The sequence below is a fragment of the Microcystis panniformis FACHB-1757 genome, from assembly GCF_001264245.1.
In the GTDB taxonomy this organism is placed as follows: Bacteria; Cyanobacteriota; Cyanobacteriia; order Cyanobacteriales; family Microcystaceae; genus Microcystis; species Microcystis panniformis.
Genome location: NZ_CP011339.1, coordinates 1,291,369 through 1,313,210, shown reverse-complemented (window position 1 = coordinate 1,313,210; position 21,842 = coordinate 1,291,369). Strand labels below are relative to the sequence as shown.

General features: G+C 42.1%; 20 protein-coding genes, 1 tRNA gene and 1 pseudogene. 15 read left to right on the top strand and 7 right to left on the bottom strand.

Annotation, left to right across the window (positions count from 1 at the left end; all coding sequences use genetic code 11):
- Positions 1 to 31 precede the first annotated feature (31 nt).
- Entirely contained in the window at positions 32 to 826 is a 795-nt protein-coding gene (gene pgeF / locus VL20_RS06345; protein WP_052275969.1) for a peptidoglycan editing factor PgeF, read from the bottom strand.
- Between the two features lie 161 nt (positions 827 to 987).
- On the opposite strand from pgeF, the pseudogene VL20_RS06340 reads away from it, so the two are divergent.
- Positions 988 to 1,368 (top strand): annotated as a pseudogene (locus tag VL20_RS06340) (DUF4351 domain-containing protein); the annotation flags it as partial.
- Positions 1,369 to 1,551: 183 nt separating this feature from the next.
- Here VL20_RS06340 and VL20_RS06335 read toward each other — a convergent pair.
- The gene (locus VL20_RS06335; RefSeq protein ID WP_002792849.1) at positions 1,552 to 2,541 is read right to left on the bottom strand and encodes an MIR domain-containing protein; all 990 of its coding nucleotides are present in this window, start codon (positions 2,539 to 2,541) and stop codon (positions 1,552 to 1,554) included.
- A 323-nt stretch (positions 2,542 to 2,864) separates the two neighbouring features.
- On the opposite strand from VL20_RS06335, the gene VL20_RS33620 reads away from it, so the two are divergent.
- From VL20_RS33620 to VL20_RS06325, 3 genes are all read left to right on the top strand, one after another.
- Positions 2,865 to 3,158, top strand: coding sequence for a helix-turn-helix domain-containing protein (locus VL20_RS33620; RefSeq protein WP_353734448.1), 294 nt, complete (start codon positions 2,865 to 2,867; stop codon positions 3,156 to 3,158).
- Between the two features lie 171 nt (positions 3,159 to 3,329).
- Positions 3,330 to 3,473, top strand: a complete 144-nt coding sequence (locus VL20_RS33615) for a hypothetical protein (protein WP_158499319.1) — start codon at positions 3,330 to 3,332, stop codon at positions 3,471 to 3,473.
- Between the two features lie 282 nt (positions 3,474 to 3,755).
- Positions 3,756 to 4,670: a DUF4351 domain-containing protein gene (locus VL20_RS06325; RefSeq protein ID WP_052275968.1), complete on the top strand. Its 915-nt coding sequence runs from the start codon at positions 3,756 to 3,758 to the stop codon at positions 4,668 to 4,670.
- 29 nt (positions 4,671 to 4,699) lie between these two features.
- On the opposite strand, the gene priA is transcribed toward VL20_RS06325, so the two are convergent.
- Positions 4,700 to 7,189, bottom strand: coding sequence for a primosomal protein N' (gene priA / locus VL20_RS06320; RefSeq protein ID WP_052275967.1), 2,490 nt, complete (start codon positions 7,187 to 7,189; stop codon positions 4,700 to 4,702).
- A gap of 612 nt (positions 7,190 to 7,801) precedes the next feature.
- Here priA and VL20_RS06315 point away from each other — a divergent pair.
- Positions 7,802 to 8,935, top strand: coding sequence for an RNA polymerase sigma factor, RpoD/SigA family (locus VL20_RS06315; protein WP_052275966.1), 1,134 nt, complete (start codon positions 7,802 to 7,804; stop codon positions 8,933 to 8,935).
- A 596-nt stretch (positions 8,936 to 9,531) separates the two neighbouring features.
- Positions 9,532 to 10,692 (top strand): aminotransferase class V-fold PLP-dependent enzyme, encoded by a 1,161-nt coding sequence (locus tag VL20_RS06305; protein WP_052275965.1) that lies wholly within the window; start codon positions 9,532 to 9,534, stop codon positions 10,690 to 10,692.
- Between the two features lie 105 nt (positions 10,693 to 10,797).
- Here the strand turns inward: VL20_RS06305 and VL20_RS06300 are convergent, their stop codons facing one another.
- Positions 10,798 to 11,574 carry an RNA polymerase sigma factor SigF gene (locus tag VL20_RS06300; RefSeq protein WP_052275964.1) on the bottom strand — a complete coding sequence of 259 codons (777 nt, stop codon included), beginning with the start codon at positions 11,572 to 11,574 and terminating at the stop codon, positions 10,798 to 10,800.
- A gap of 558 nt (positions 11,575 to 12,132) precedes the next feature.
- The gene (gene ruvB, locus VL20_RS06295; protein WP_052275963.1) at positions 12,133 to 13,209 is read right to left on the bottom strand and encodes a Holliday junction branch migration DNA helicase RuvB; all 1,077 of its coding nucleotides are present in this window, start codon (positions 13,207 to 13,209) and stop codon (positions 12,133 to 12,135) included.
- Positions 13,210 to 13,232: 23 nt separating this feature from the next.
- On the opposite strand from ruvB, the gene hisF reads away from it, so the two are divergent.
- The 4 genes from hisF (at position 13,233) to VL20_RS06275 (ending at position 16,045) form a co-directional block, all read left to right on the top strand.
- Positions 13,233 to 13,997 (top strand): imidazole glycerol phosphate synthase subunit HisF, encoded by a 765-nt coding sequence (gene hisF / locus VL20_RS06290; protein WP_002764651.1) that lies wholly within the window; start codon positions 13,233 to 13,235, stop codon positions 13,995 to 13,997.
- A 246-nt stretch (positions 13,998 to 14,243) separates the two neighbouring features.
- Positions 14,244 to 14,444, top strand: coding sequence for a hypothetical protein (locus VL20_RS06285; RefSeq protein ID WP_002744967.1), 201 nt, complete (start codon positions 14,244 to 14,246; stop codon positions 14,442 to 14,444).
- 118 nt (positions 14,445 to 14,562) lie between these two features.
- A tRNA-Ala gene (locus VL20_RS06280) sits at positions 14,563 to 14,635 on the top strand.
- A 312-nt stretch (positions 14,636 to 14,947) separates the two neighbouring features.
- Entirely contained in the window at positions 14,948 to 16,045 is a 1,098-nt protein-coding gene (locus tag VL20_RS06275; RefSeq protein WP_002778288.1) for an AI-2E family transporter, read from the top strand.
- 105 nt (positions 16,046 to 16,150) lie between these two features.
- Here VL20_RS06275 and VL20_RS06270 read toward each other — a convergent pair whose 3' ends face one another.
- Positions 16,151 to 16,990 carry a reverse transcriptase-like protein gene (locus tag VL20_RS06270; RefSeq protein WP_052275962.1) on the bottom strand — a complete coding sequence of 280 codons (840 nt, stop codon included), beginning with the start codon at positions 16,988 to 16,990 and terminating at the stop codon, positions 16,151 to 16,153.
- 231 nt (positions 16,991 to 17,221) lie between these two features.
- Between VL20_RS06270 and VL20_RS31605 the strand changes: the two genes are divergently transcribed.
- The 5 genes from VL20_RS31605 to VL20_RS06250 all read left to right on the top strand — a co-directional run bounded on the left by VL20_RS31605 (position 17,222) and on the right by VL20_RS06250 (position 20,527).
- Positions 17,222 to 17,386 carry an Asr1405/Asl0597 family protein gene (locus tag VL20_RS31605; RefSeq protein ID WP_167341537.1) on the top strand — a complete coding sequence of 55 codons (165 nt, stop codon included), beginning with the start codon at positions 17,222 to 17,224 and terminating at the stop codon, positions 17,384 to 17,386.
- A gap of 122 nt (positions 17,387 to 17,508) precedes the next feature.
- The gene (locus tag VL20_RS06265) at positions 17,509 to 18,084 is read left to right on the top strand and encodes a (2Fe-2S) ferredoxin domain-containing protein (RefSeq protein ID WP_052275961.1); all 576 of its coding nucleotides are present in this window, start codon (positions 17,509 to 17,511) and stop codon (positions 18,082 to 18,084) included.
- Between the two features lie 121 nt (positions 18,085 to 18,205).
- Positions 18,206 to 19,060, top strand: a complete 855-nt coding sequence (gene purU / locus VL20_RS06260) for a formyltetrahydrofolate deformylase (protein ID WP_052275960.1) — start codon at positions 18,206 to 18,208, stop codon at positions 19,058 to 19,060.
- Positions 19,061 to 19,197: 137 nt separating this feature from the next.
- On the top strand, positions 19,198 to 19,743 hold the full coding sequence (locus VL20_RS06255) for a DUF3782 domain-containing protein (RefSeq protein ID WP_052275959.1): 546 nt from the start codon (positions 19,198 to 19,200) through the stop codon (positions 19,741 to 19,743).
- A gap of 133 nt (positions 19,744 to 19,876) precedes the next feature.
- Positions 19,877 to 20,527: a DUF3782 domain-containing protein gene (locus tag VL20_RS06250; protein ID WP_052275958.1), complete on the top strand. Its 651-nt coding sequence runs from the start codon at positions 19,877 to 19,879 to the stop codon at positions 20,525 to 20,527.
- Between the two features lie 36 nt (positions 20,528 to 20,563).
- Here the strand turns inward: VL20_RS06250 and VL20_RS06245 are convergent, their stop codons facing one another.
- Positions 20,564 to 21,835 carry an MFS transporter gene (locus VL20_RS06245; RefSeq protein WP_081417830.1) on the bottom strand — a complete coding sequence of 424 codons (1,272 nt, stop codon included), beginning with the start codon at positions 21,833 to 21,835 and terminating at the stop codon, positions 20,564 to 20,566.
- Positions 21,836 to 21,842: the final 7 nt, after the last annotated feature.

The following is a 21,842-nucleotide window of genomic DNA, read 5'->3' as shown; positions in this document are numbered from 1 at the left end:
GGATTTTTCAGTTATCAGTGAGCAGTAACCATTAACGACTAACTATGCCAGACCATTGGATTTTTTTGGCTTTTTCCCGACGATAGGAGAAAAAATGCTCCTCTTGTTGATAGGTACAAAAAGGAGCGATCGCAATTTGTTCATCCCGAATTCCTAACTGTTGTAGTTGATGATAAATCACCCGTCGCACGTCTAAGCGCACTTTTCCTTTTTCCTTGTCAGCAAATAAGGGGGAGGGGGAGAGGTTAAATAAATTCCCTAGAATTTGGTCGGGATTGGTTTCTTGGGGAAATAAACTTAAACCCACTTCTGCGGCAACTTCTCCATCTACTTGATACACTTCCCCGGCAATTGCCGGCCCCAGGGCCAACACTAAGTTATCTAAACAACTACCAGATTTTAATAACTGCTTAACTGCTTTGGCAACTATCCCCTTGGCTGTCCCTCTCCATCCAGAATGAATCGCCACCCCAACACCGGTAGAGCGATCGCCTATTAGTACGGGCGTACAATCAGCACTGGCCACCCAAATCCCTTGACCGGAAGCATCGGTGATAATTCCATCCGCTTCGACAATTTCCGGGTTAGTAATCCCTTGGGGATTTAATAGGCGATCGCCATGTACCTGTTTGACCCGATAAACCGGTACATTTGCCCCCAGAGCAGCCGTAAAAGCTTCCGGGGTTTGGGGGTAATAATGACGGGTAAAAAAGCCGTGGGACCAGTCCTCTAGGAGATTACAGGTAAGATAGGGCAATCCTTGCCATATTTGCCATTGCCACAGAGAAGTCTCGGTTAATCGGACATCGATCGCTACATTGGTCACAGTCTAAGCCTCTCTTGCTTCATTAATACCTCGTTCTTTCCTATCCTAGTTCTGAGCCTGGCAAACGGCAACCGGAAGATTATTTATATCTCCGGTAAAAATCAAAAATTGTTGTTAGGGTTAGGAGTCAGTAGCCAGTAGTCTCCGATCAGAAAAATAGTAGAGGAGGAACAAGAGAGAGAGCTATCGATGAATTAGAGAGATTATCACCGAATAATCCCCTAAAATCGGCTTCCTTAAACTTATTGTATAATTTGAGTAGAAATCTAGAAGCGTTATCGAAAAAAACACAGGAGGATAGGGAGTTTATTATGCGTTTAGCTCCACTTTACCAACAGGATAGAGAACAAGCGATTCAAGAGGGGGTACAGCAGGAAGCATTAAAGTTGGTTATTAGACTTCTTCAACGACGTTTCGGTGAAATACCGCAGAATCTTGAGGAAACCATCCGTAAACTTCCTGTGGAGCGCTTAGAAGACTTAGGACTCGCTTTATTAGAGTTTGACACTTTGACGGATTTAGACAACTGGTTGCACCCGTGAACAATGGCGACCGCATTTTCCATCCTTGATTATTCTTTGGCTTTTTGCTGGTTATCGATCGATCCACTTATGACAATAGAGGCTAGAAGCCTCTGTAGGTAAGGCTTCTAGCCCGCTTGTCCCCCTCTGGGGTGTATTATACTAATGTTAATACACCCCATCATTAATCGATGTCTTAAGCTATTAAGCTGCGGCAGTTAATATGATCGCTACACGAATGAGATCTATAGCCTGTTCACGGGTTATTCTCAGATTAGGATCATGAGAATGTATGATAGAAACTCGATCTGCTTTACTGGCAATTTCTAGTGGTACTGACTCGTCCCAAGGATCTTTCCGATCACTTCTTCCTCCCGGAATTAAATCTCCATCAACACCAAAGGAATGCTTTCCAGATATGTGTGATCTTCCTTCCCTGTTATAAATCACAACGATAACTGATCCTGTAAAACCTTTAAAATCTACTTTTGTTCGAGTGTGAGTCTCCGCTGTAAGTTTTCCATCAGGGGAAACTGTAACGTTAGTCGTCATGGTTCCCCCTGCTACTCGGTTTGTTTGTTCAGCCCGTACAGGTCGAGAATTATTATCATTTCTACCTAATCCTTCAGGAACTTTAACTCCTACAAATGATATATTAAATGCTTGCCAAAAATCATTTTCATCTCTTCCAGAAAAGCAGGTAACTTCTTGCTGAAAAGCGGTTAAATCATTCATCACTTGACCACCATGAGAATGTAAAGCGAAGTCTGTATTAACATGAATTAATTTAACTCGTTTACTATCATTCCAAACACCGCCCCCTTCTATTGATATTCTCCATAAATCGTTACTATCACCAGAACCAGAAAAACCAAAACAAGTTACCTCTTGCTGTCCAGTGATGGGAGAAGGTATTCCGGGATGACTATGTAAGTTTTTTTGCGTTAAAAGATGTTCAAGTCTCAACAGATCACCATCTTTTACGGTTTGAGTCTCATTATCTCTTGGATTGTTAGCATTAACACTTTTAACAATCCAAAAGTCATTATCGTCACCATTAGCACCGTTATTAAAGCAAGTTACTTGTTGCTGTTGTGAACTGTTAGGATGTTTATAATTAAGCGGGTGAGAGTGTAGATGAAAACCTGTTAAAATGTGTCTCATTTTGATTTGACTTCCATATTGAACATCCATGTCTTATACTCCTATTAAGTATGTGTATTTAAAATTAAAGATTACATAGTCGGCTCTTCTGGTTTCTGTGTGGAAACGAGGTCTATACTGATAGTTTATTCCGCCAAATAGCACTAAAAGTCTTGCCTGATAAGCATTTCACGATTCCATAAGCAAAAATTATCACACAAAGTCGAGAAGAGCCCATAGTCGGCTTTCATGAAGTTTGTTTTATAAGTTATATGAAGTCAGAAAAAGACGGGACTTTTCTAAATAATCTTTACAAAAGAATGCTTTTAGCGGATAATGGCGGATAAAGACTTACATCCAACAGTTAAATAAGTATGAATACTCAAGAATTGACTAGCTACCTAGATGAATTGCTATTCTCGAAAACGGGTGAGCATCTAGATAGTCTGCAACTGTCGATTATTAGGGGAGTTTTAAATGGAAAAAAATACGCTGATATTGCCAAAGAATATAATTGTAGTGCTGGTCATGCTAAGGATGAAGCTTATAAACTTTGGCAACTTCTTTCTGATACTTTAGGAGAAGATATTAATAAGTCTAATTTTTGCGCTACAGTTCAAAGAGTAGTCGGTAAAAATAAGTACCTAGGCAAAATTATTTACACATGACGATCATTGCCCCGTAAGGGTTTTAGCTCGATCGGGCAGGTAATTAATTTTGCATGACTACTTAACTATGGTATTGTTGTTAATAGTAGCCAAGTTGACAAACTTAATTTTTGTCCCAGTTCTCCTTCTAACCTAGAAGAAAACGATGATATTATTCCCGATGATCAAATTATGGCTAATGCTATCGAAAAGAAAACTAAAAGGGAAACTATCCCTCGCTTAGTCAAACTAGGATTAACTCCCGAACAAATTGCTGAAGCATTAGATTTGTTAGTACCAGAAGTAAAAAAAATTATCGCCAGTCAATCGGAATAATCAATAATGAATAATGGGGAGCATCTCATTTATGCAAGTGAGTAATTATACTTATCCCTAAAACTGGTTTCTAGCAAGGCTTTCAAAATAGCTTGACATAAAAACCTGATTTAGGGGTTACAAAGGTGAGATGCTCCTGAATAATGAATAATCTCTGTTTTACTTCTGTACTTTATGATTAATCTAGGGCAAAAATAACCAACTGAGGCAATTAACCTTTTTCAAGCTACCGAGTTTAGGTGGTAGTCACTGATAACTGGTAACTGATAACTGATAACTGAAATGACTCGCTTTATTTGGGATAAATTTAGCAAAGACTTCTTAGAAACCCTTCTTTCTCCCTACGGTACAGTAGTTATCAGCAAAGAAGTCACCTCAGAAATTAAAGAAATTGATGTGTATTTTAGTCCTAATACCGAGGCAATTCCCCCTCAGTTAGGATTATTAGGCAGATTATGCCAACATCCTTGTTTATTAGAACCCTATCGCAATGGGATTACCCTTGATGGTATCAATGATTGTCTGTCCAAGCGCTTTGCTATTCGTGAAATCTTCCAGAGAGAAGCAAAGAGAAATAAACAGAGAATATCAGAGGAGGAGATACCTAAGTTGTGGATTCTCACTCCCACAGCTAGTGAGCGCATTTTATCCCTGTTTAAGGCTCAATTACAACCCAATTGGGGAGAAGGGGTTTATTTTCTCCCGGAAGGTTTAGGTACAGCTATTGTCGTCATTCATCAATTACCCGCAATCCCAGAGACATTATGGCTAAGATTATTGGGTAGAGGAGGAACAAGAGAGAGAGCAATTGACGAATTAGCCAGATTATCGCCGAATGCTCCCCTAAAATCGGCTTCTTTAAACTTATTGTATAATCTGAGTAGAAATTTAGAAGCGTTATCGAAAAAAACACAGGAGGATAGGGAGTTTATTATGCGTTTAGCTCCACTTTACCAACAGGATAGAGAACAAGCGGTTCAAGAGGGGGTACAGCAAGGTGTACAGCAGGGTCTTGAACAGGGTAGAATTCAAGAAGCCAATCTTGTTATTAGACTTCTTCAACGACGTTTCGGTGAAATACCGCAAAATCTTGAGGAAACCATCCGTAACCTTCCTGTGGAGCGGTTAGAAGACTTAGGACTCGCTTTATTAGACTTTGACACTTTGACAGATTTAGATAACTGGTTGCATCCGTGAGCAATGGCGATCATCTCATTCATCCTTGATTATTCTATAGTTAAGGGGTCCACATCGATCGCCATACTTACCTTGGGTAAAACTAAGCTTTTCAGAGGAAGAAAAAGACGACCGATATCAGCCTTTTCTCCCGATAATTTTAACAGAATTTGCCAGCGATAACGGTTAGCCACGCGCATAATTGTTGCGGGTGCAGGTCCCAAAATATCCCAATCGGAACCGAAATTATTAACACATTCCTCCGCAACATTTTCGGCACTTTTCTGGACTGCTTCCCCATCTAAACCACTAAAGCGAATTAAGACTAAACTGCCGTAGGGAGGATAATTGAAACTCTCTCTGTGCATTAATTCCGTCTCGACAAAACCCTCATAATCGTGGGTTTGCACTGCTCTAATCACGGGATGTTCAGGGGTATAGGTTTGGATAATTACCTTTCCTTCTCTTTCTCCCCTTCCTGCTCTCCCTGCTACTTGGGTGAGGGTTTGAAAAGCGCGTTCGGAGGCGCGATAATCGGAGTGATAAAGTAAACCATCGGCTGCCATTACTCCTACTAAAGTAACTCGATCGATATCTAATCCTTTGGTGAGCATTTGGGTTCCCACTAAAACATCAAACTCACCATCAGTAAATAGTTTTAATAGTTCCCGGGGAGCATTTTTGTTGCGGGTGGTATCACTATCAAAACGCAAGCAGCGCAAATCAGGAAATTCTTTGCTTAATTCTTGGGTGACGCGCTGAGTGCCAGTACCGAAAAATTTTAGATAGGGAGAACCGCATTCAGGACATTGTTTCGGATGGATGCGACCATAGTTGCAGTAGTGACAGCGGAGTAATTCTTGCGCTCCCGGTTCGGTGTGGTGGTAGGAGAGGGAGACATCACAGTGGGGACACTCCAGCACATAACCGCAACTTCGGCAAGATACAAAAGTACTATGACCCCGGCGACTGACGAATAAAATTGCCTGTTCTCCCTTGTCGCGCAGGGTTTCCAGAGATGAACGCAGGGATTGACTAAACAGGGAACGATTGCCTCGCTGCAATTCCCGTCGCATATCGACGATTTCCACCCGCGGTAAGGGGCGATTTTGGATGCGATCGGGCAAAGATAGGTAAAGACGGGGATTAACTTGGGATTCTAGCCATGTTTCTAGGGATGGCGTGGCCGAGCCTAAAATTACGGGACAATGGTTTAATTGAGCGCGCCATTTAGCCACGGTACGCGCGTGATAGGTGGGGAGTAATTGACTTTGTTTAAAGCTGCTATCGTGTTCTTCATCGAGGATAATCATGCCTAGGTGGGGTAAAGGGGCAAAAATCGCCGATCGCGTCCCGATAATGACTTGTGGGGTTCCTGTCAACATCTGTCGCCAGGTATCGTATCTTTCTCCTTCCGAGAGGGCGCTATGATAAACATAGACTCGATCGCCAAAACGGGCCACAAAGCGATCGGTTAGTTGCGGTGTTAATCCAATTTCGGGGACTAAAACCAAGGCAGATTTACCCGCTGCTAGGACAGGTGCGATCGCCTGTAGATAGACTTCTGTTTTACCCGATCCCGTCACTCCATGTAAGAGAGCGCTTTCACCACCTTTTAGGGTTTGAATGGCTTCTAAAGCCTGTTTTTGACTAGAAGTGAGTGTTTTTGGTTGATCCCTGCTCATAATCGCCGAGGATAAGCGCAGAAATTCCCGATCCTCAATCACCACATAACCCTTGTCAATGAGCGGTTTAAAATGTTTTGTCCCCGCAAGTTGTGCCAATTCTGGCAGCCACATTTCTCCCCCCTGATGACGGAGAATTTCGACAATTTTGCGCTGATTTTCGGTTAAATCCGGAGGAAAGTCGGTTATCAGTAGGGTAATGGCTTTTTTTAGCTTAATATTAGGACTTTTGGGTGCTTCTAGATAACTTTCTACCCAACCGCGCTTAACTAAATCTTTGATACCGTAATTGGCATTTTTTACTTTTTCTTGCAGGTATTTCGCCGAATAATCGCCTTCTTTTTGATTTTTGAGCAGGGATAAAATCTGACGGGAGAGGGGAGTACAAAAAACTTCCGCACCAGGGGGAATCGCTGCTGGTTTTAATCTGATGCGACGTTGGGAACTTCGCAGTAAACCCTTAGGTAAAGCGACGCGAACAACGGTGATTAAATCTGTTGCGTAGTATTGGGCGATTTTCGTCAATAACTGCCAATAATTATCGGGGAAAAACCCCTTAGCAATCACATCTTCCACGGGACGAATTTGATTTTCTTCCAGTCCTGCGGGCAAATTTTCGAGAAATCTAAGAGCAATTCCCCCAATTACCTGAGAACCAAAGGGAACGCTTAAAATATCGCCAATTTCTACTGTTAAATCCTGGGGGATACTATAGGTTAATATTTGCTGATCCTCTTGACTATCTCTAGGATAAGGGCGATCGACCAAAACCTCTAACCACAGTTGCCCAGTTGTGGTTAATTGGTAAGGTGTGCGAGGTTCCGCTACAGTCAGGGTAGCACAGCGATCGAGCATGGTTATCAGTTATCAGTTATTAGTTATCAGTTATCAGTGGGGAGCGGGAAGTGGGGAGTAGGAAGTGGGGAGTGGGAAGTGGGGAGAATGGGGTATTTAAATTATAGTTTAAAGCTTGAGGGGAATAAAACCAGTTAATTTTCTCTAAAAACAGTTTAATTATTGCTTTTTTGCCCACAAATTTTGATTTTTAGCCCGTGAAGTCTTCCCAAATGAGAATTATTGACTATTAGCTATTAAATCGCACCATAGTTAGTCGAAAGTTGAGAATAGTTCTCAATAAGAAAAGCGAAGAATAGTAATAAAAAGCTGACTGCTATCTTGATTGTTAAGAAGCGTGATCTTTACCTAGTCAAATACCAAAAACCTTAGTTAGAGTGTATAAGTGGAACCCCTGAAAGTCTCCCCTATTCACCAGAAAATCTGATTATCTGGTTGAGCGATTTGTAACAATCCACACAGAAGCACCTAATTATATCCCATAAATGGCCGCCATTAATTAAGAAAACGTTTAAAAAATCTGCTCCCCGAAAATTCAATGTAACAATCAGCCCATTGGGAGAAACTAAGTTTTTCACCGCTATTATAACCCCACTCCATCCATAACTGCTTATGAAAATCTCTAAACTAGCCGCCGATGATAATTTTAATCAAATTATTGCCCTGGAGACAAATCCTTTAGAACTGGACAGCGTGGATTTTGCTGAAAGAACTGACGAAGATCTGACTGAACCTTTACCGGAAACCCTAAAAACCACTCGTGGGAGTAGTGGAACTGGATACGATAAAGGCAGCAATGAAGACACTGTTGGGGCATTTTTTAAAGAAATGGCTCGTTATCCCCTGCTTAGTGCGGAAGAAGAAATTGAATTAGCCTACTCGGTTAAGTTTCTCATGGAAGCGGAAGAAGTACGCCAAAAACTGCAAGAAAATTTACATCGTCCCCCGACGAAAACGGAATGGGCGATCGCTTTAGAATTAGATAATGAACGTCAACTGGAAAACCGTCTTTATCGCGGACGAACAGCTAAACGGAAAATGATTCGTTCTAATTTGCGCTTGGTGGTTTCTATCGCTAAACGCTATTTAAATCGCGGGGTTCCTTTCTTAGATTTAATTCAAGAAGGTGCGATCGGACTCAACCGTGCGGCCGAAAAATTCGATCCCAATAAAGGTTATAAATTCTCTACCTATGCTTATTGGTGGATTCGACAAGCAATCACCCGCACCATTGCTAACGATGCGCGGACAATTCGTTTACCGATTCACATTGTCGAAAAACTCAATAAACTCAAAAAAGCGCAGCGCATTCTCAAGCAAGATTTACAGCGCAATCCCAATGAACGGGAACTTGCGGAAGCGTTAGAAATAACTCCCGAACAATTGCGGCAATTATTACAATTGCGTCGTCAATCTCTCTCTTTAAATCATCGTGTAGGGAAGGGAGAAGATACGGAATTAGTGGATCTTTTGGAAGATGATGATCTACAACTTCCCGAAGATAAAATGAATGAGATGATGATGCGTCAGGAAATTTTCGCGGTTTTAAGTGATGTTCTCACCGAACGGGAAAAAGATGTTATCTCCCTCCGTTATGGTTTAGCTACCAGTCAACCCTATACCCTAGAGGAAGTGGGGGGAATGTTCAATTTATCTCGCGAACGAGTACGTCAAATTCAAACTAAAGCGATGCGAAAATTACGTCGTCCTCAAGTCGCACGTCGTCTGAAAGGATGGTTACATTAATAATTTTTTCTAACTCGTTCTCTCCCCTCTCCTTTTTCCTGGAGAGCTTTTTTTTTGTCGATATTTAGCTTAAAATTAAGATCAAGCTGATTTTCTCAGTAGATAGTCATAATACCTATGAACCGACATCTCCAACGGAAAGTGAAAACGGGAAAATATCAATCTCCCCAAGAAGTCATCGACTTTGCTTTGCAGTTACTCGATGAATACGAACAAATAACTGATGCAGAATGAAGAGAAGATATTCGGCAAAAAATAGATAAAGCTATCTTTGCATCAGAAAATCATCCTCTCATAGATGGAGAAACTTTTGTCACTGAAATTATTCATCGTTTTCAACTTTTCAACCCATGGGAGATTAATCTAAAATAGGTGGTTATAAGTAGGGAGGCACAATTATTTGTAGGATGGGTTAGCGGTAGCGTAACATGAGCGGGTGTTGGGTTTCATGCTTCAACCCAACCTACGTTCATCTTATATTTAATTCCACCCACCCGCTTATCATAAATAAATATACTAGCTAGTCAGAAGCTGAATATAACAGGCAATTTCTCATCTATTTTTTCTAGTTCTGAATAAAATCAAATTAATTCAATATGTCCAAAAACTTTTGGTTAATTCCCGATAATATCTATTTTCTCAACCATGGTTCCTATGGTGCAACCCCTAAAATAGTCTTGGATTATCAGCAACAATTGCGGGAACGAATGGAAAGACAACCTTTAGCATTTTTGGGGAGAGAATTAGAGGGTTTATTAGATATTGCTAGGCAAAAATTAGCGGATTTAGTGGGAGTAAATAGCGATGATTTAGTCTTTGTTCCCAATGCAACCACAGCAGTGAATGCGGTGTTAAATTCCTTAACTTTTCAGGAAAATGAGGAAATTCTGATCACCGATCAGACCTATAATGCTTGTGCTAATGCAGTTAAACATATAGCTAAAAGATGGGGTTTAAAGGTAATTATCGCTAAAATTCCCTTTCCTGTACAGTCCCCTTTAGAAATTAGTCAAGCAATTTTAGCATCTGTTTCTCCCCAGACAAAATTAGTAGTTTTAGATCATGTCACCAGTCCCACGGCCTTAATTTGGCCAATCGCAGAAATTGTGCAAGAATTAAATAATCGGGGTATTGATACTCTCATCGATGGCGCTCATGCTTTAGGTTTTTTACCCCTTAATATCAGGACAATTAATCCCACCTATTATACTGCTAATTGTCATAAGTGGTTATGTAGTCCCAAGGGGGCTGCTTTTCTCTATGTGCGCGGGGATAAACAGGCAATAATTCGACCTTTAACTATTAGCCATGGAGCAAATTCTCCTCGACAAGATCGTTCCCGTTTTCAGTTAGAATTTGCTTGGATGGGAACCGATGATCCCAGCGCTTATTTATCAGTGCCAAAAGCGATCGAGTTTTTAAATTCTCTCTCTATTGATGGTTTACTGGGTCTGATGGCGAGGAATCGTAATTTGGTTTTAAAAGCCAGAAATTTGCTTTGTCATGCCTTGCAGGTCAATTATCCCTGTCCAGAATCAATGATTGGAGCGATGTCCTCAATTCTAATTCCTAGTTATTCCTGGCCAGCAGAAGATTTATCTAGGCAACTGTGGGAAAAATATCAGATTGAAGTGCCGATAATTCCTTGGGGAGAAGCATCATTAATTGTGAGAATTTCTGCTCACTACTATAATTCGATCGAGCAGTATGAATATTTAGCTGAGGTTTTAAATTACTTGCTATTTAGGCAAAGATAAGCTGGGAGCAGGGAGCATCGGAGCAGGGGAAAAAAATCCATAACTGAGTTTTTAAAGTTGGATTTGGAGTTAATAACGGACTTGCCATGAGAACCGATAATTGGGCTAAAATACTTCTTGGAGCATGGTTTCCTTGAGCATTTCTAAACCCTTTTTCACCCGACGGGAGACGGTAACGACACTAATGCCTAATTGTTCGGCTGTTTCCCGTTGAGTAAGATCTTTAAGGAAGACAAATTCAAGAATATGACGGGTTTTGTCTTCTAATTGAGCCATTGCCTGTTGTAAACGAATGCGATCCTCTTGACACAGTTGAAAGCTGCGATAACGGGGATCGGGAACGATGTCTTTTAAACAAGTATGATTATCTTCATCGTTATTAACCGTCGCATCGAGACTAAGAGGTTCACGGTTTTGGAAAGCCAGTTTTACCTCTTGCCATTCTGCGAGGGAAATATTTAAAGCGAGGGAGATTTCCGTATCGTTGGGTTGACGATTGTAGAGGGACTGGAAATCCCGACGCATATTTGTTGCTTGTCTGCCTAAATCTAACCAACGACGAGGAATACGAACTGTGTAACCTTTATCCCGTAGATAGTGTTGAATTTCGCCGCGAATATAGGGAATAGCGAAGGAACTAAAAGCATGACCTTTGCTGCTGTCAAAACGCTGAACCGCTCGAATTAGTCCCATAGAGCCAACCTGCAATAAATCTTCGTAATTTTCAGGGCATTGATTGACCCAATGATGAGCTTCCCTTCTGACTAATCCTAGGTTTAACTCCATAATTTGATCTCGTAACTTATTATCTCCTGTTTTTTGATATTTTTGAAACAGGGTGAGAGTTTCTAGTTTAAGATTTTCTTTATTTAGGACAGACATAGGGCGTTAACAGACTTAAAAAATCATTGACTATAAAAGCTCACTATTGCAATTGGCTTTGACAAATCCCAATACAGTCTAGATTAGAAGCGGCAAGCAATGGCAACAATGGAACTTACTACGATCTTCATCATACGGTCTTTACATAAAGGCTTGTGTGATTTCACGCGGTCAAGCCAGTATTTAAAGACACAGGTAAGCTAAAACCCAGGTAATTAGGGTTGGCTGAAAAAGTTGTTCCTAGAGGCAGGGTGTGGGGTGTGGGGTGTGAATTTTCCCCCTGAAAAAGCCTTAATCTAACAAGGTTTTTGGATTTATTCAGCAGCCCTATCTAGGGTTTGCGGCAAAAAGTAGGGGCGAAGCATTCGGATAGAAAATCTACGGTTTCAGCGATAGGTTATTGTCCGAATGCTTCGCCCGTACAGGACGCGATCGCCGATCAAGATGTAAGGTTTTTGAGCCACTAGCTTGAAAATCTTGCAGCTGCTTCGCCAAAAAGCCCCAAACCCCATACCTCGTCTATATTTCACATTTATTCAGCCAACCCTATCCAGAAAACTAGAAGTCGAACAAAGGTAAACTCCGATCCTTATTTTTCGGCAATTTCGCCAGTAAACCTAAATGTTCGTAGGCGGCTGCCGTCACCATGCGACCCCGGGGGGTACGATGAAGATAACCTATTTGTAATAAATAAGGCTCATACACCTCCTCAATCGTTTTGGCATCTTCTCCCGTGGCTGCTGCTACTGCTTCCAATCCCACGGGTTTACCTTGAAACTGTTCGATCATCGTCTTTAATACTAATCGATCGGTCCAATCTAAACCCATAGAATCCACATTTAATTGATTTAATCCCTCAGCGGCTAACTGGGGGGTGATCATAGTTTCTCCCTTCACCTGCACATAGTCGCGTACTCGTTTTAATAAACGATTGGCAATGCGTGGAGTTCCCCGACTGCGACGGGCAATTTCGATCGCACCCGCTTCAGTAATGGGAATATTAAATATAGTAGCACTTCTGAGCATAATTGCCGTCAATTCCTCAACTGTATAGAAACGCAGACGTTGAATCATGCCAAAACGATCGCGTAAAGGCGCAGTTAAAGAGCCAACTTTGGTAGTAGCACCGATTAAAGTAAAGGGAGGTAAAGAAATACTGCGAATTTTCGCCGCTTGACCCTTACCAATCGTCACATCTAGGCGATAATCCTCCATCGCTGGGTATAATAACTCCTCCGTCACCCGATTCAGTCGATGAATTTCGTCGATAAAAAGAATATCCCGGGGTTGAAGATTGATCAGGATGCCGGTAATGTCCCGGGGACGCTCTAAAGCGGGGGCGGCAGTAATGCGGCAATTTACTCCCATCTGGGCCGCTAAAATTAAAGCCATGGTGGTTTTGCCTAACCCCGGCGGTCCGTAGAAGAGCAGATGATCGATCGCTTCTTGTCTAGCTTTGGCCGCGGCGATGGTGACTTTTAGATTAGCCTTTAAGTCCTGTTGACCGATATAATCCTCTAGGGATTGCGGACGAATCTGCGCTTCTGCTTTTTCCGTTTCTTCTATAGTGGGATTGGGAGTGAGCAGATTTTCCTCGGCAGCCGGGGTGGAATTATGCGATCGTTTGATGGCCATTGTTACAATCAAGAGTCTAGGATATGTTAGCGAAGCGGATTTTGCCTTGTTTGGATGTCAATAAAGGTCGGGTAGTGAAAGGGGTTAATTTTGTCAATCTTCAGGATGCTGGCGACCCCGTGGAGTTGGCCCGCTTGTATAATCAGGCAGGGGCTGATGAGTTGGTTTTTCTTGATATTACTGCTACCCATGAAGATCGCGACACGATTATTGATGTAGTCTATCGCACGGCGGAACAGGTTTTTATTCCTCTGACAGTGGGTGGGGGCATCCAATCCTTAGAAAATATTAAAAATTTGTTAAGAGCCGGGGCCGATAAAGTCAGCATTAACTCGGCTGCCGTGCGCGAGCCGGAATTGCTCGATCGAGCCAGCGATCGCTTTGGGAAACAGTGCATTGTGGTGGCGATCGATGCTAGACGACGCAAGGATGTGCATAACCCTGGTTGGGAGGTTTATGTTCGGGGTGGACGGGAAAATACGGGTATTGATGCTTTATTATGGGCCCAAGAAGTGGAAAAACGCGGGGCGGGTGAGTTGTTAGTTACCAGTATGGATGCCGACGGCACGCAAGCGGGTTATGATCTGGCCTTGACAAAAGCGATCGCTGAAAGGGTGGAGATTCCTGTGATTGCTTCGGGAGGAGCGGGTAATTGTCAGCATATCTACGAAGCATTGACGGAAGGGCGGGCAGAAGCGGCTTTATTGGCTTCTTTGCTCCATTATGGTCAATTAACCATCGCTGAGGTCAAAAATTATCTGCAAAATCAACAAGTACCCGTGCGTTAGCCGGGGAAAATGAGAGCAAGATTTGCAGAACTTAATCTAGGGATTGAGTCGCTTTTTCGGGAAAAGGATTTCTTTAGGCTGCAAACCAAGAAGAGTAAGGTTTACACCTATTACTGAAAGTCAATGGCTGACGGCTGACAGCCGCGATCGAGCAACGGGCAAAAAATCCGCATTTTAAACTTCCGTCCGATTATCCCCAGGGAAAATTATGTATTAGAATAGAGGAAAGTTAACAAAATTTAAAATATGTTAGTTCCGATTCTCATCTTTGACCTCGGTCTTGTGGCTTGGTCATTGCATCTAATGCAGCAAGCGTTCGACAGGCAAGAGTTTTCCTTGATGCTGGCGGGAACCTTGGTGGCAGCAGCGGCAGCGGCTATGTTAGTAGTTTATTTCCTCATGGGTCACTGTTTAACCTATTTAACCCAAATTTCGGCTCCTGTCTAAATGGGGGCGATTGTTTCACTCTTGTGGATGAGCGATCGTCTTGGCAGTGACAAATTTTTTTCTCGCCCCCCCTTGACAAAATGATTCTATTTAAGCTATATTCAAAAATGGTCTTCGCGGGGTTATAGCTCAGTTGGTAGAGCACCTCAATGGCATTGAGGGGGTCAGCGGTTCGAATCCGCTTAGCTCCATACAGTTAAGATAAGAGTTTCAGGGTTACTGGGGCTAGAAAAGTGGCACGGAGATGGTAGATTGAAAGAGGATTTCTGGTTAGAAAACTCTCTTTTTACATACATCGATACTCTCTCAGGACAAAATTAATAAACCTCTTGCATAATTAATTTTTGAGGGTTCAAAAAAGGCAAAAACAAGGATTAAATTACATAAAATCTGTAAATAGACCGTTTAATTGATTATTATTCATTCTTAATTCTCCTGACTACTGACTACTGACTACTGACTCCTAACCCTAACAACAATTTTTGATTTTTACAAGAGGTCTAATGATAGAGCTTTTTAAGCAACTACCTCGTTGGTTGCGGCTAAGTCTAGTTTTTCCGCTCTTATTTCTCAATGGTTGGTTATTATTCCAATTATTTAGCTATCTAGAACCCTTAGTTAGTATTTTTGTCACTGCTAGTTTACTAGCTTTTGTCCTAGATGTTCCCATCAAACTGCTGCAAAGACGCGGGGTTAATCGCAGTGGTTCGATCGCTATTGTCTTTTTAATTGCCCTATTAATTTTGAGCGTTTTAGGTTTAATTTTAATTCCCCAGATTGTCGAGCAATTAAGCAGTTTAATCAATAGTTTGCCCCAGTGGATCGAGTCGGGAACCGAACAGATACAAAATTTAGAAAAGTGGGATAAAACTCAGAAATATGCGATTTATATCGAGCAATCAATTACCCAGTTATCGGAACGACTAACTAACGTTTTACAAACTCTTAGCACTCAATTACTGAGCTTTGTGCTGGGAACTATCAACAGTATCTTAAACATTCTCTTTGTTCTGGTTCTAACTGTCTTTCTGGTTCTCTATGGCGAACAAATTTGGGAGGGAATTTTAAGCTGGATTCCTGCTCCTTGGAATCTCAAATTAAGAACGATTATTCGTCAAACTTTTGAAACCTATTTTGCCGGTCAAACCATTTTGGCGGGAATTCTCAGCCTTGCTCAAATTTTTGTTTTTGTGATTCTCAAGGTTGATTATGCCCTATTATTCGGGGTGGCAATCGGTCTAACTACATTAATTCCTTTTGCCAGTGCCTTCACCATTATTGGCATTAGTACCCTACTGATGTTTCAAGATTTTTGGTTAGGGTTAAAAGTTTTGACCCTGACTATTATTGTCGGTCAAATTAATGATAATGTCATCGCCCCTCGGTTAATGGGAGGTATGATCGGACTTAATCCCGTCTGGATTATTCTATCTCTTTTTATCGGTGGCAAAGTGGCAGGAATTCTCGGTTTATTGATAGCAGTTCCTATCGCTAGTGTGCTGAAAAGTACCATCGATATCATCCGCTCGCAGCAGCGGGAAAAAGAACCGGTAGTTATCCTAGAAGAAACGGTGAAAAATTCCTCGGAGGAGAGCAAATAATAATAAATCCTGTTTTTTCAGTGAACAGTAAACAGTAAACAGTAATGAGTGAATTGAAAACTCACATCTGCTAACTGATAACTGATAACTGATAACTGATAACTGTTATGAGCGGCTAATTTCTTCGAGAATAGCCATCGCTTCTGTCACCCTATCCCTAGGGATAAATAAATGATCGTGATAATAACCAGAAATGACATTGACGCTAATTGCTGCTGCGGCCAGTTTCTCGCTAATTACCGCTAAAAATCCCACCGCCGCTAAACTAGAATGCACAGAAAGAGTAATTTGTCTATAAATATATTTGTACTGCAAGCCCGTCCGATCGGCTTGCTGACGGGGAATAATCACCGTTATGCCTTCCTCTTCCTGAAATTGGCAGATAGGGGTTAATTGTAGCTGTTCTAGTCCTGTTGCTGTTAGGGAAGAAAAAACGAATTCTTCGGTATTTAGGACTGGTTTCAGGGATTGGAGCAGAATATCGAGATTAGTTTCGCCTTCCTTTGGTTTTTCTGGCGATTTTTTCGCCGCATCCATACAATGATTGGCAGCAGCGTCAGCCAAACTATTTTTAGCTCGTTCAATCCAGCGCCAGCTAATGCGATCGAATCGGGCAACTAATTGACAAGCACGCTGATAAAAGGGACGTAAACTATCGCTTTTTACCTTCCAGTCTCCCTTAACTTGATTGATGACTAATTGACTGTCTCCGCGAATTTCTAGGCTTTTTAAGCCTAATTCTTGGGCTTTTTCCAATCCAATAATCAATCCCGTGTATTCGGCCTCGTTATTAGTGGCTCTCTCCATATATCTAGTCGTGGTCAAGGAATTACCCTCGGCTAAAACTATTACCGCTGCACCGGCTGCTCTCCCCGGATTGCCGCGAGAACCACCATCAAAATAGAGAATTGCTGAATTATCGGTTTTTTGAGCTTTTTTATCCATAATTTTCGTCAATAAATCTTGTTATCTCCATTTTTATCTCTTTGACAATTCTAGGCGGTAGCGATTCCGGGATCGGCAAAGCGGACAAGGCAACAATAGCAAGATTTTAGCCGATCGCCGCTACCGGGTAACTTTTTTTCTTCAGGTTATTGATAATTATTTGCAGTTGTTGGTTATACTGAGAACATCAGCCTAGAGTTATATTGCTAATAGTTCTCAATTAAAAGCCCCATGAGTATAGACAAATGGCCATCGGAAGGTGAGAAAATCTTCAATCTTAGTGCTTGGGATCCCTGGCAGGTTTACCACCAGATGCAGGCCCTAAACATTGAATGTCAATGCTCGCTCCATCAGCTTTTGCCGGTTCGCATTGATGCCTCCGCTCAACTTTTATAGCTGTGGATTGTCCTGCGACAGGTGGAGGCCTCCCGAGGCTGTTTAATCGCTTGGCTAGAAACCTGTTGGCAGGCATAATCCTTGAGAAAAATTAGCAATCTGAGAGTAAAAAGTGAGAAAGTATGTCAAAATCTGTAACTAGCATGGTTCCCTTTCAAGTGGTCGGTCAATTCCTCGGTTTTGTCCTCAAGGACGGATATAAGGTAAAATACCTGAGAATCAGTGTTGATAAACGAGAATATTGGTTTAAGCCCGAAAAAACACTGCGAGACCACATACCTCTCAATATTGCTCTCCACTCATGGCTAAAAGTGACGGGAGAAAGTAGTCTTTGTTCAAAAAAGGGAAAATTAAAACTGAGGGTACTAGGGATCGAGCATTTATCTGGCGAAAAAACCCCAGAAGTCGCCCCGGCAAAAGCGAAAAAAGCCACCGTCTTAATCTGTCAGAAGTCTGATTGTTGGAAAAATGGCGGTGCGAGAGTTTGCCAAAGGTTGGAGAGTGGTTTAGAGGAAAAAGGACTGGGAGAAGCGGTGAATATTAAATTAACCGGCTGTTTAAAACAGTGCAAAAAAGGCCCGAATCTGGTGGTTATGCCCGATAAAAAGCATTATAATCAGGTAGCTCCCCAAGATGTCCCCTCCCTAATCGAGCGGCATTTTGCCACTTCTGAGCAAGGGAATAGCCTATCAGTCTAACCAGGAATTTAATCGGCGATCGCTATTGACAAACGATCTTTTTTGTGTATCAAAGGGACGAAGTGCCTAAAATTGTAATAAATTAGGGATAGAAAAAGTCAATTCTTGCCGCCGATAATTTATGACTGCTGCCACTGCAACCTTGTTAATTTCTTGTCCTGACCAGATTGGTCTAGTGGCGAAAATCGCTAATTTTATCTACGCTAATGGCGGCAATATTATCCACGCTGACCAACACACGGATTTTTCGGCGGGATTGTTCCTGATGCGGATAGAATGGCAATTAGAAGGGTTTAATTTACCCCGTGGGATGATCGAACCAGCTTTCGCCGCTATTGCCAAACCTTTGCAGGCTAGTTGGTCTTTGCATTTTTCCGATACTGTCCCGCGTCTAGCTATTTGGGTGACAAAACAGGATCATTGTCTCCTCGATTTATTATGGCGACAACACGGGGGAGAAATTAGGGCAGAAATTCCTTTAATTATTAGCAATCATCCAGAATTACACTCAGTTGCCAATCAATTCGGTATTGAGTTTCATCATCTTCCCATTACCGCCGAAACCAAGATTGAACAGGAAGCCAGACAATTAGAGTTACTGCGGGAATACCGGATAGATTTAGTGATTTTAGCTAAATATATGCAGGTTCTCACTCCAGATTTTATTAACTTTTTCCCCAATATTATCAATATTCATCATTCTTTTTTACCGGCTTTTGCCGGAGCTAATCCCTATCAACGGGCTTACGATCGAGGGGTAAAAATTATTGGAGCCACCGCCCATTATATCACTGCCGATCTCGATCAGGGGCCAATTATCGAGCAGGATGTGGTCAGAGTTAGCCATCGCGATACCGTAGGAGATTTAATTCGTCAAGGTAAGGATTTAGAAAGGGTGGTGTTAGCGCGAGCGGTACGTTTACACTTGCAAAATCGCGTTTTGGTTTACGCTAATCGCACGGTAGTGTTCGCTTAAGGTTGCTAGGGTAAGCTCATCTAAAATGGGATAAGATGTACTGGACAAAAAAGACATCATTGCGGGTTAAAAATTAGGAAGTATCGGCGCAATTGACTAAAATAGCAATAGACCAGAGCAGAAGGAAAAATTTATCTATGGCAACCACATCCGAAGATGTATGGCGACTCTTAGCCGAATTAACTGCCGCTCAAAAAGAAACTGACCGACAACTCAAGGAAACTGACAAACAACTCAAAGAACTGGGCAAACAAATTGGGGGACTTGGTGCCAAATTCGGCAGCTTTACCGAAGGACTTGCCCTTCCCTCAATGGAAACGATTCTCAGACAACGCTTTGGTATGGAAGTTGTTAGTCCCAGTGTGCGCGCCAGTAAAGAAGGAAAACACCTAGAAATTGATGTTCTTGCCTATACCAATGGTGAGCTAAATACTGCTTATATCGTTGAGGTTAAAAGTCATGCCAGAGAGGAGTCTATTACACAATTAAAAAGTATTTTGCAACGGTTTCGCCGCTTTTTTCCCGAACACAAAGATAAAAAACTCTATGGCATATTAGCGGCGGTTGATTTATCCCCGGAATTACGGGAAAAAATTCTGCAAGAAGGGCTTTATGTGGCTCGGATTCATGACCAAGTATTTGAATTAGATATTCCCGATAATTTTCAACCTCAAATCTATTAAAACAGGGTAAGCTCATCTAAAATGGGATAAGATGTACTGGACAAAAAAGAGAGCATTGAAGGTTAAAAACTAGAAAGTATCGGCGCAATTGACTAAAATAGCAATAGACCAAATCAAAAGGAAAAATTTATCTATGGCAACCACATCCGAAGATGTATGGCGACTCTTAGCCGAATTAACTACCGCTCAAAAAGAAACTGACCGACAACTCAAGGAAACTGACAAACAACTCAAGGAAGTTAGTCAACAACAGAAGGAGACTGAACTACTATTAAAAGAAGTTAGTCAACAACAGAAGGAAAACGCCCAACAACAGAAGGAAACTGACAAACAACTCAAAGAACTGGGCAAACAAATTGGGGGACTTGGTGCCAAATTCGGCAGCTTTACCGAAGGACTTGCCCTTCCCTCAATGGAAACGATTCTCAGACAACGCTTTGGTATGGAAGTTGTTAGTCCCAGTGTGCGAGTCAGTAAAGAAGGAAAACACCTAGAAATTGATGTTCTTGCCTATACCAATGGTGAGCTAAATACTGCTTATATCGTTGAGGTTAAAAGTCATGCCAGAGAGGAGTCTATTACACAATTAAAAAGTATTTTGCAACGGTTTCGCCGCTTTTTTCCCGAACACAAAGATAAAAAACTCTATGGCATATTAGCGGCGGTTGATTTATCCCCGGAATTACGGGAAAAAATTCTGCAAGAAGGGCTTTATGTGGCTCGGATTCATGACCAAGTATTTGAATTAGATATTCCCGATAATTTTCAACCTCAAACCTATTAAATAACCCTGCCCTAGGAAAAACTTTTTCAGTAAGCTTTATTGTAATTGTCCGCGCAGAGCATAACGATCTTTTTCTAAACCGAAAGCGAAGAGAAAAGAATGAAATATAGTGGGGTTAGAGAGAGTAAAAAAGAGAAAGAGAGCAATAACAGCTAATCCTGACGATAAACTAAACATAGTTTCGTAGGAAATTGCTAAAACCCCCAGAATTGGACCGGCTAAGGCTGTTCCCACATCAAAACCGCCGATGCAGATAGAATAGGCCCGGCCGCGTTCTTGGGGCCCAGAGCGATCGGAGATTAAAGCCAGTAACATAGGGAATAAAATCCCCCCTCCCGTACCTTCGAGGATAGCGGCTAAAATTAAATCGGAAGGAGATCGGGCAGAGGATAGAACCAACATGGATAAACCATAGCAAAAAACGCTAATAGTGATGAATAAACCCCGTCCATAGCGATCACTGGCTCCTCCCGACAAAATCCGTCCGATTACGCCCGATAGTGCCGCATAACTGTAGAATAGACCGGCACTGAAAGGGATCTGATTTTCGAGGAGAAACAGGGGTAAAAAAGCGACTAAACCGCCGAATAAAGTACCGACCAATAGAAAAACTAAGGTAGGGACTAAAAAAGCTCGCTCTTGACATAATGCCCAAAAACTGCGCTCGATTGTCTGATTTTCTGCCTTCATTTGGGCTAATTTTTTCTTGAAGTCTGGTTCTTGAATGGAGAAACCCAAGAGAAAGGCGATCGCTCCTGAAGTGGCAGAAACTAGAAATAAACCGTCATAACCGATCGATTCGTAGAGATAACTGCCTAAAGCCGGACCGATTCCCATGCCTAGGGGTGCAGTTAAGCTCATATAACCAATTATCTCCCCCCGTTGACGAACGGGGGAAAAATCCACCACTAGGGTACTGTAACCAGTGGTAAAAGCAGCGATACTGAGGCCATGGTAGGCGCGGACGGCGAATAAAGAGGAAAGATCGCGAAAAAATAGATAACCGAGGGGTGCGGTAGCGGCGACAATAGTTCCAAATAAAACCACTAATTTGCGACTGCGGCGATCGACTAGATTGCCTAACCAACTGCGCGATAAAATTAAACCGATGGCAAAGGCCCCCATGACAAAACCGATATCTTGTTTGCTACCGCCTAGTAATTTAATATAGGTGGGGAGAGTGGGGACGAGAGTGGTGATACTTATCCAGAAAAACAGCGCCGTGACGAAGAGGATCAGTAGTTGACGACGAGTCTCGGCAGTAAGCGATCGAAAAGTTTTGAAAGCGTTCACAACAGCGACCGTCACAGGCAAC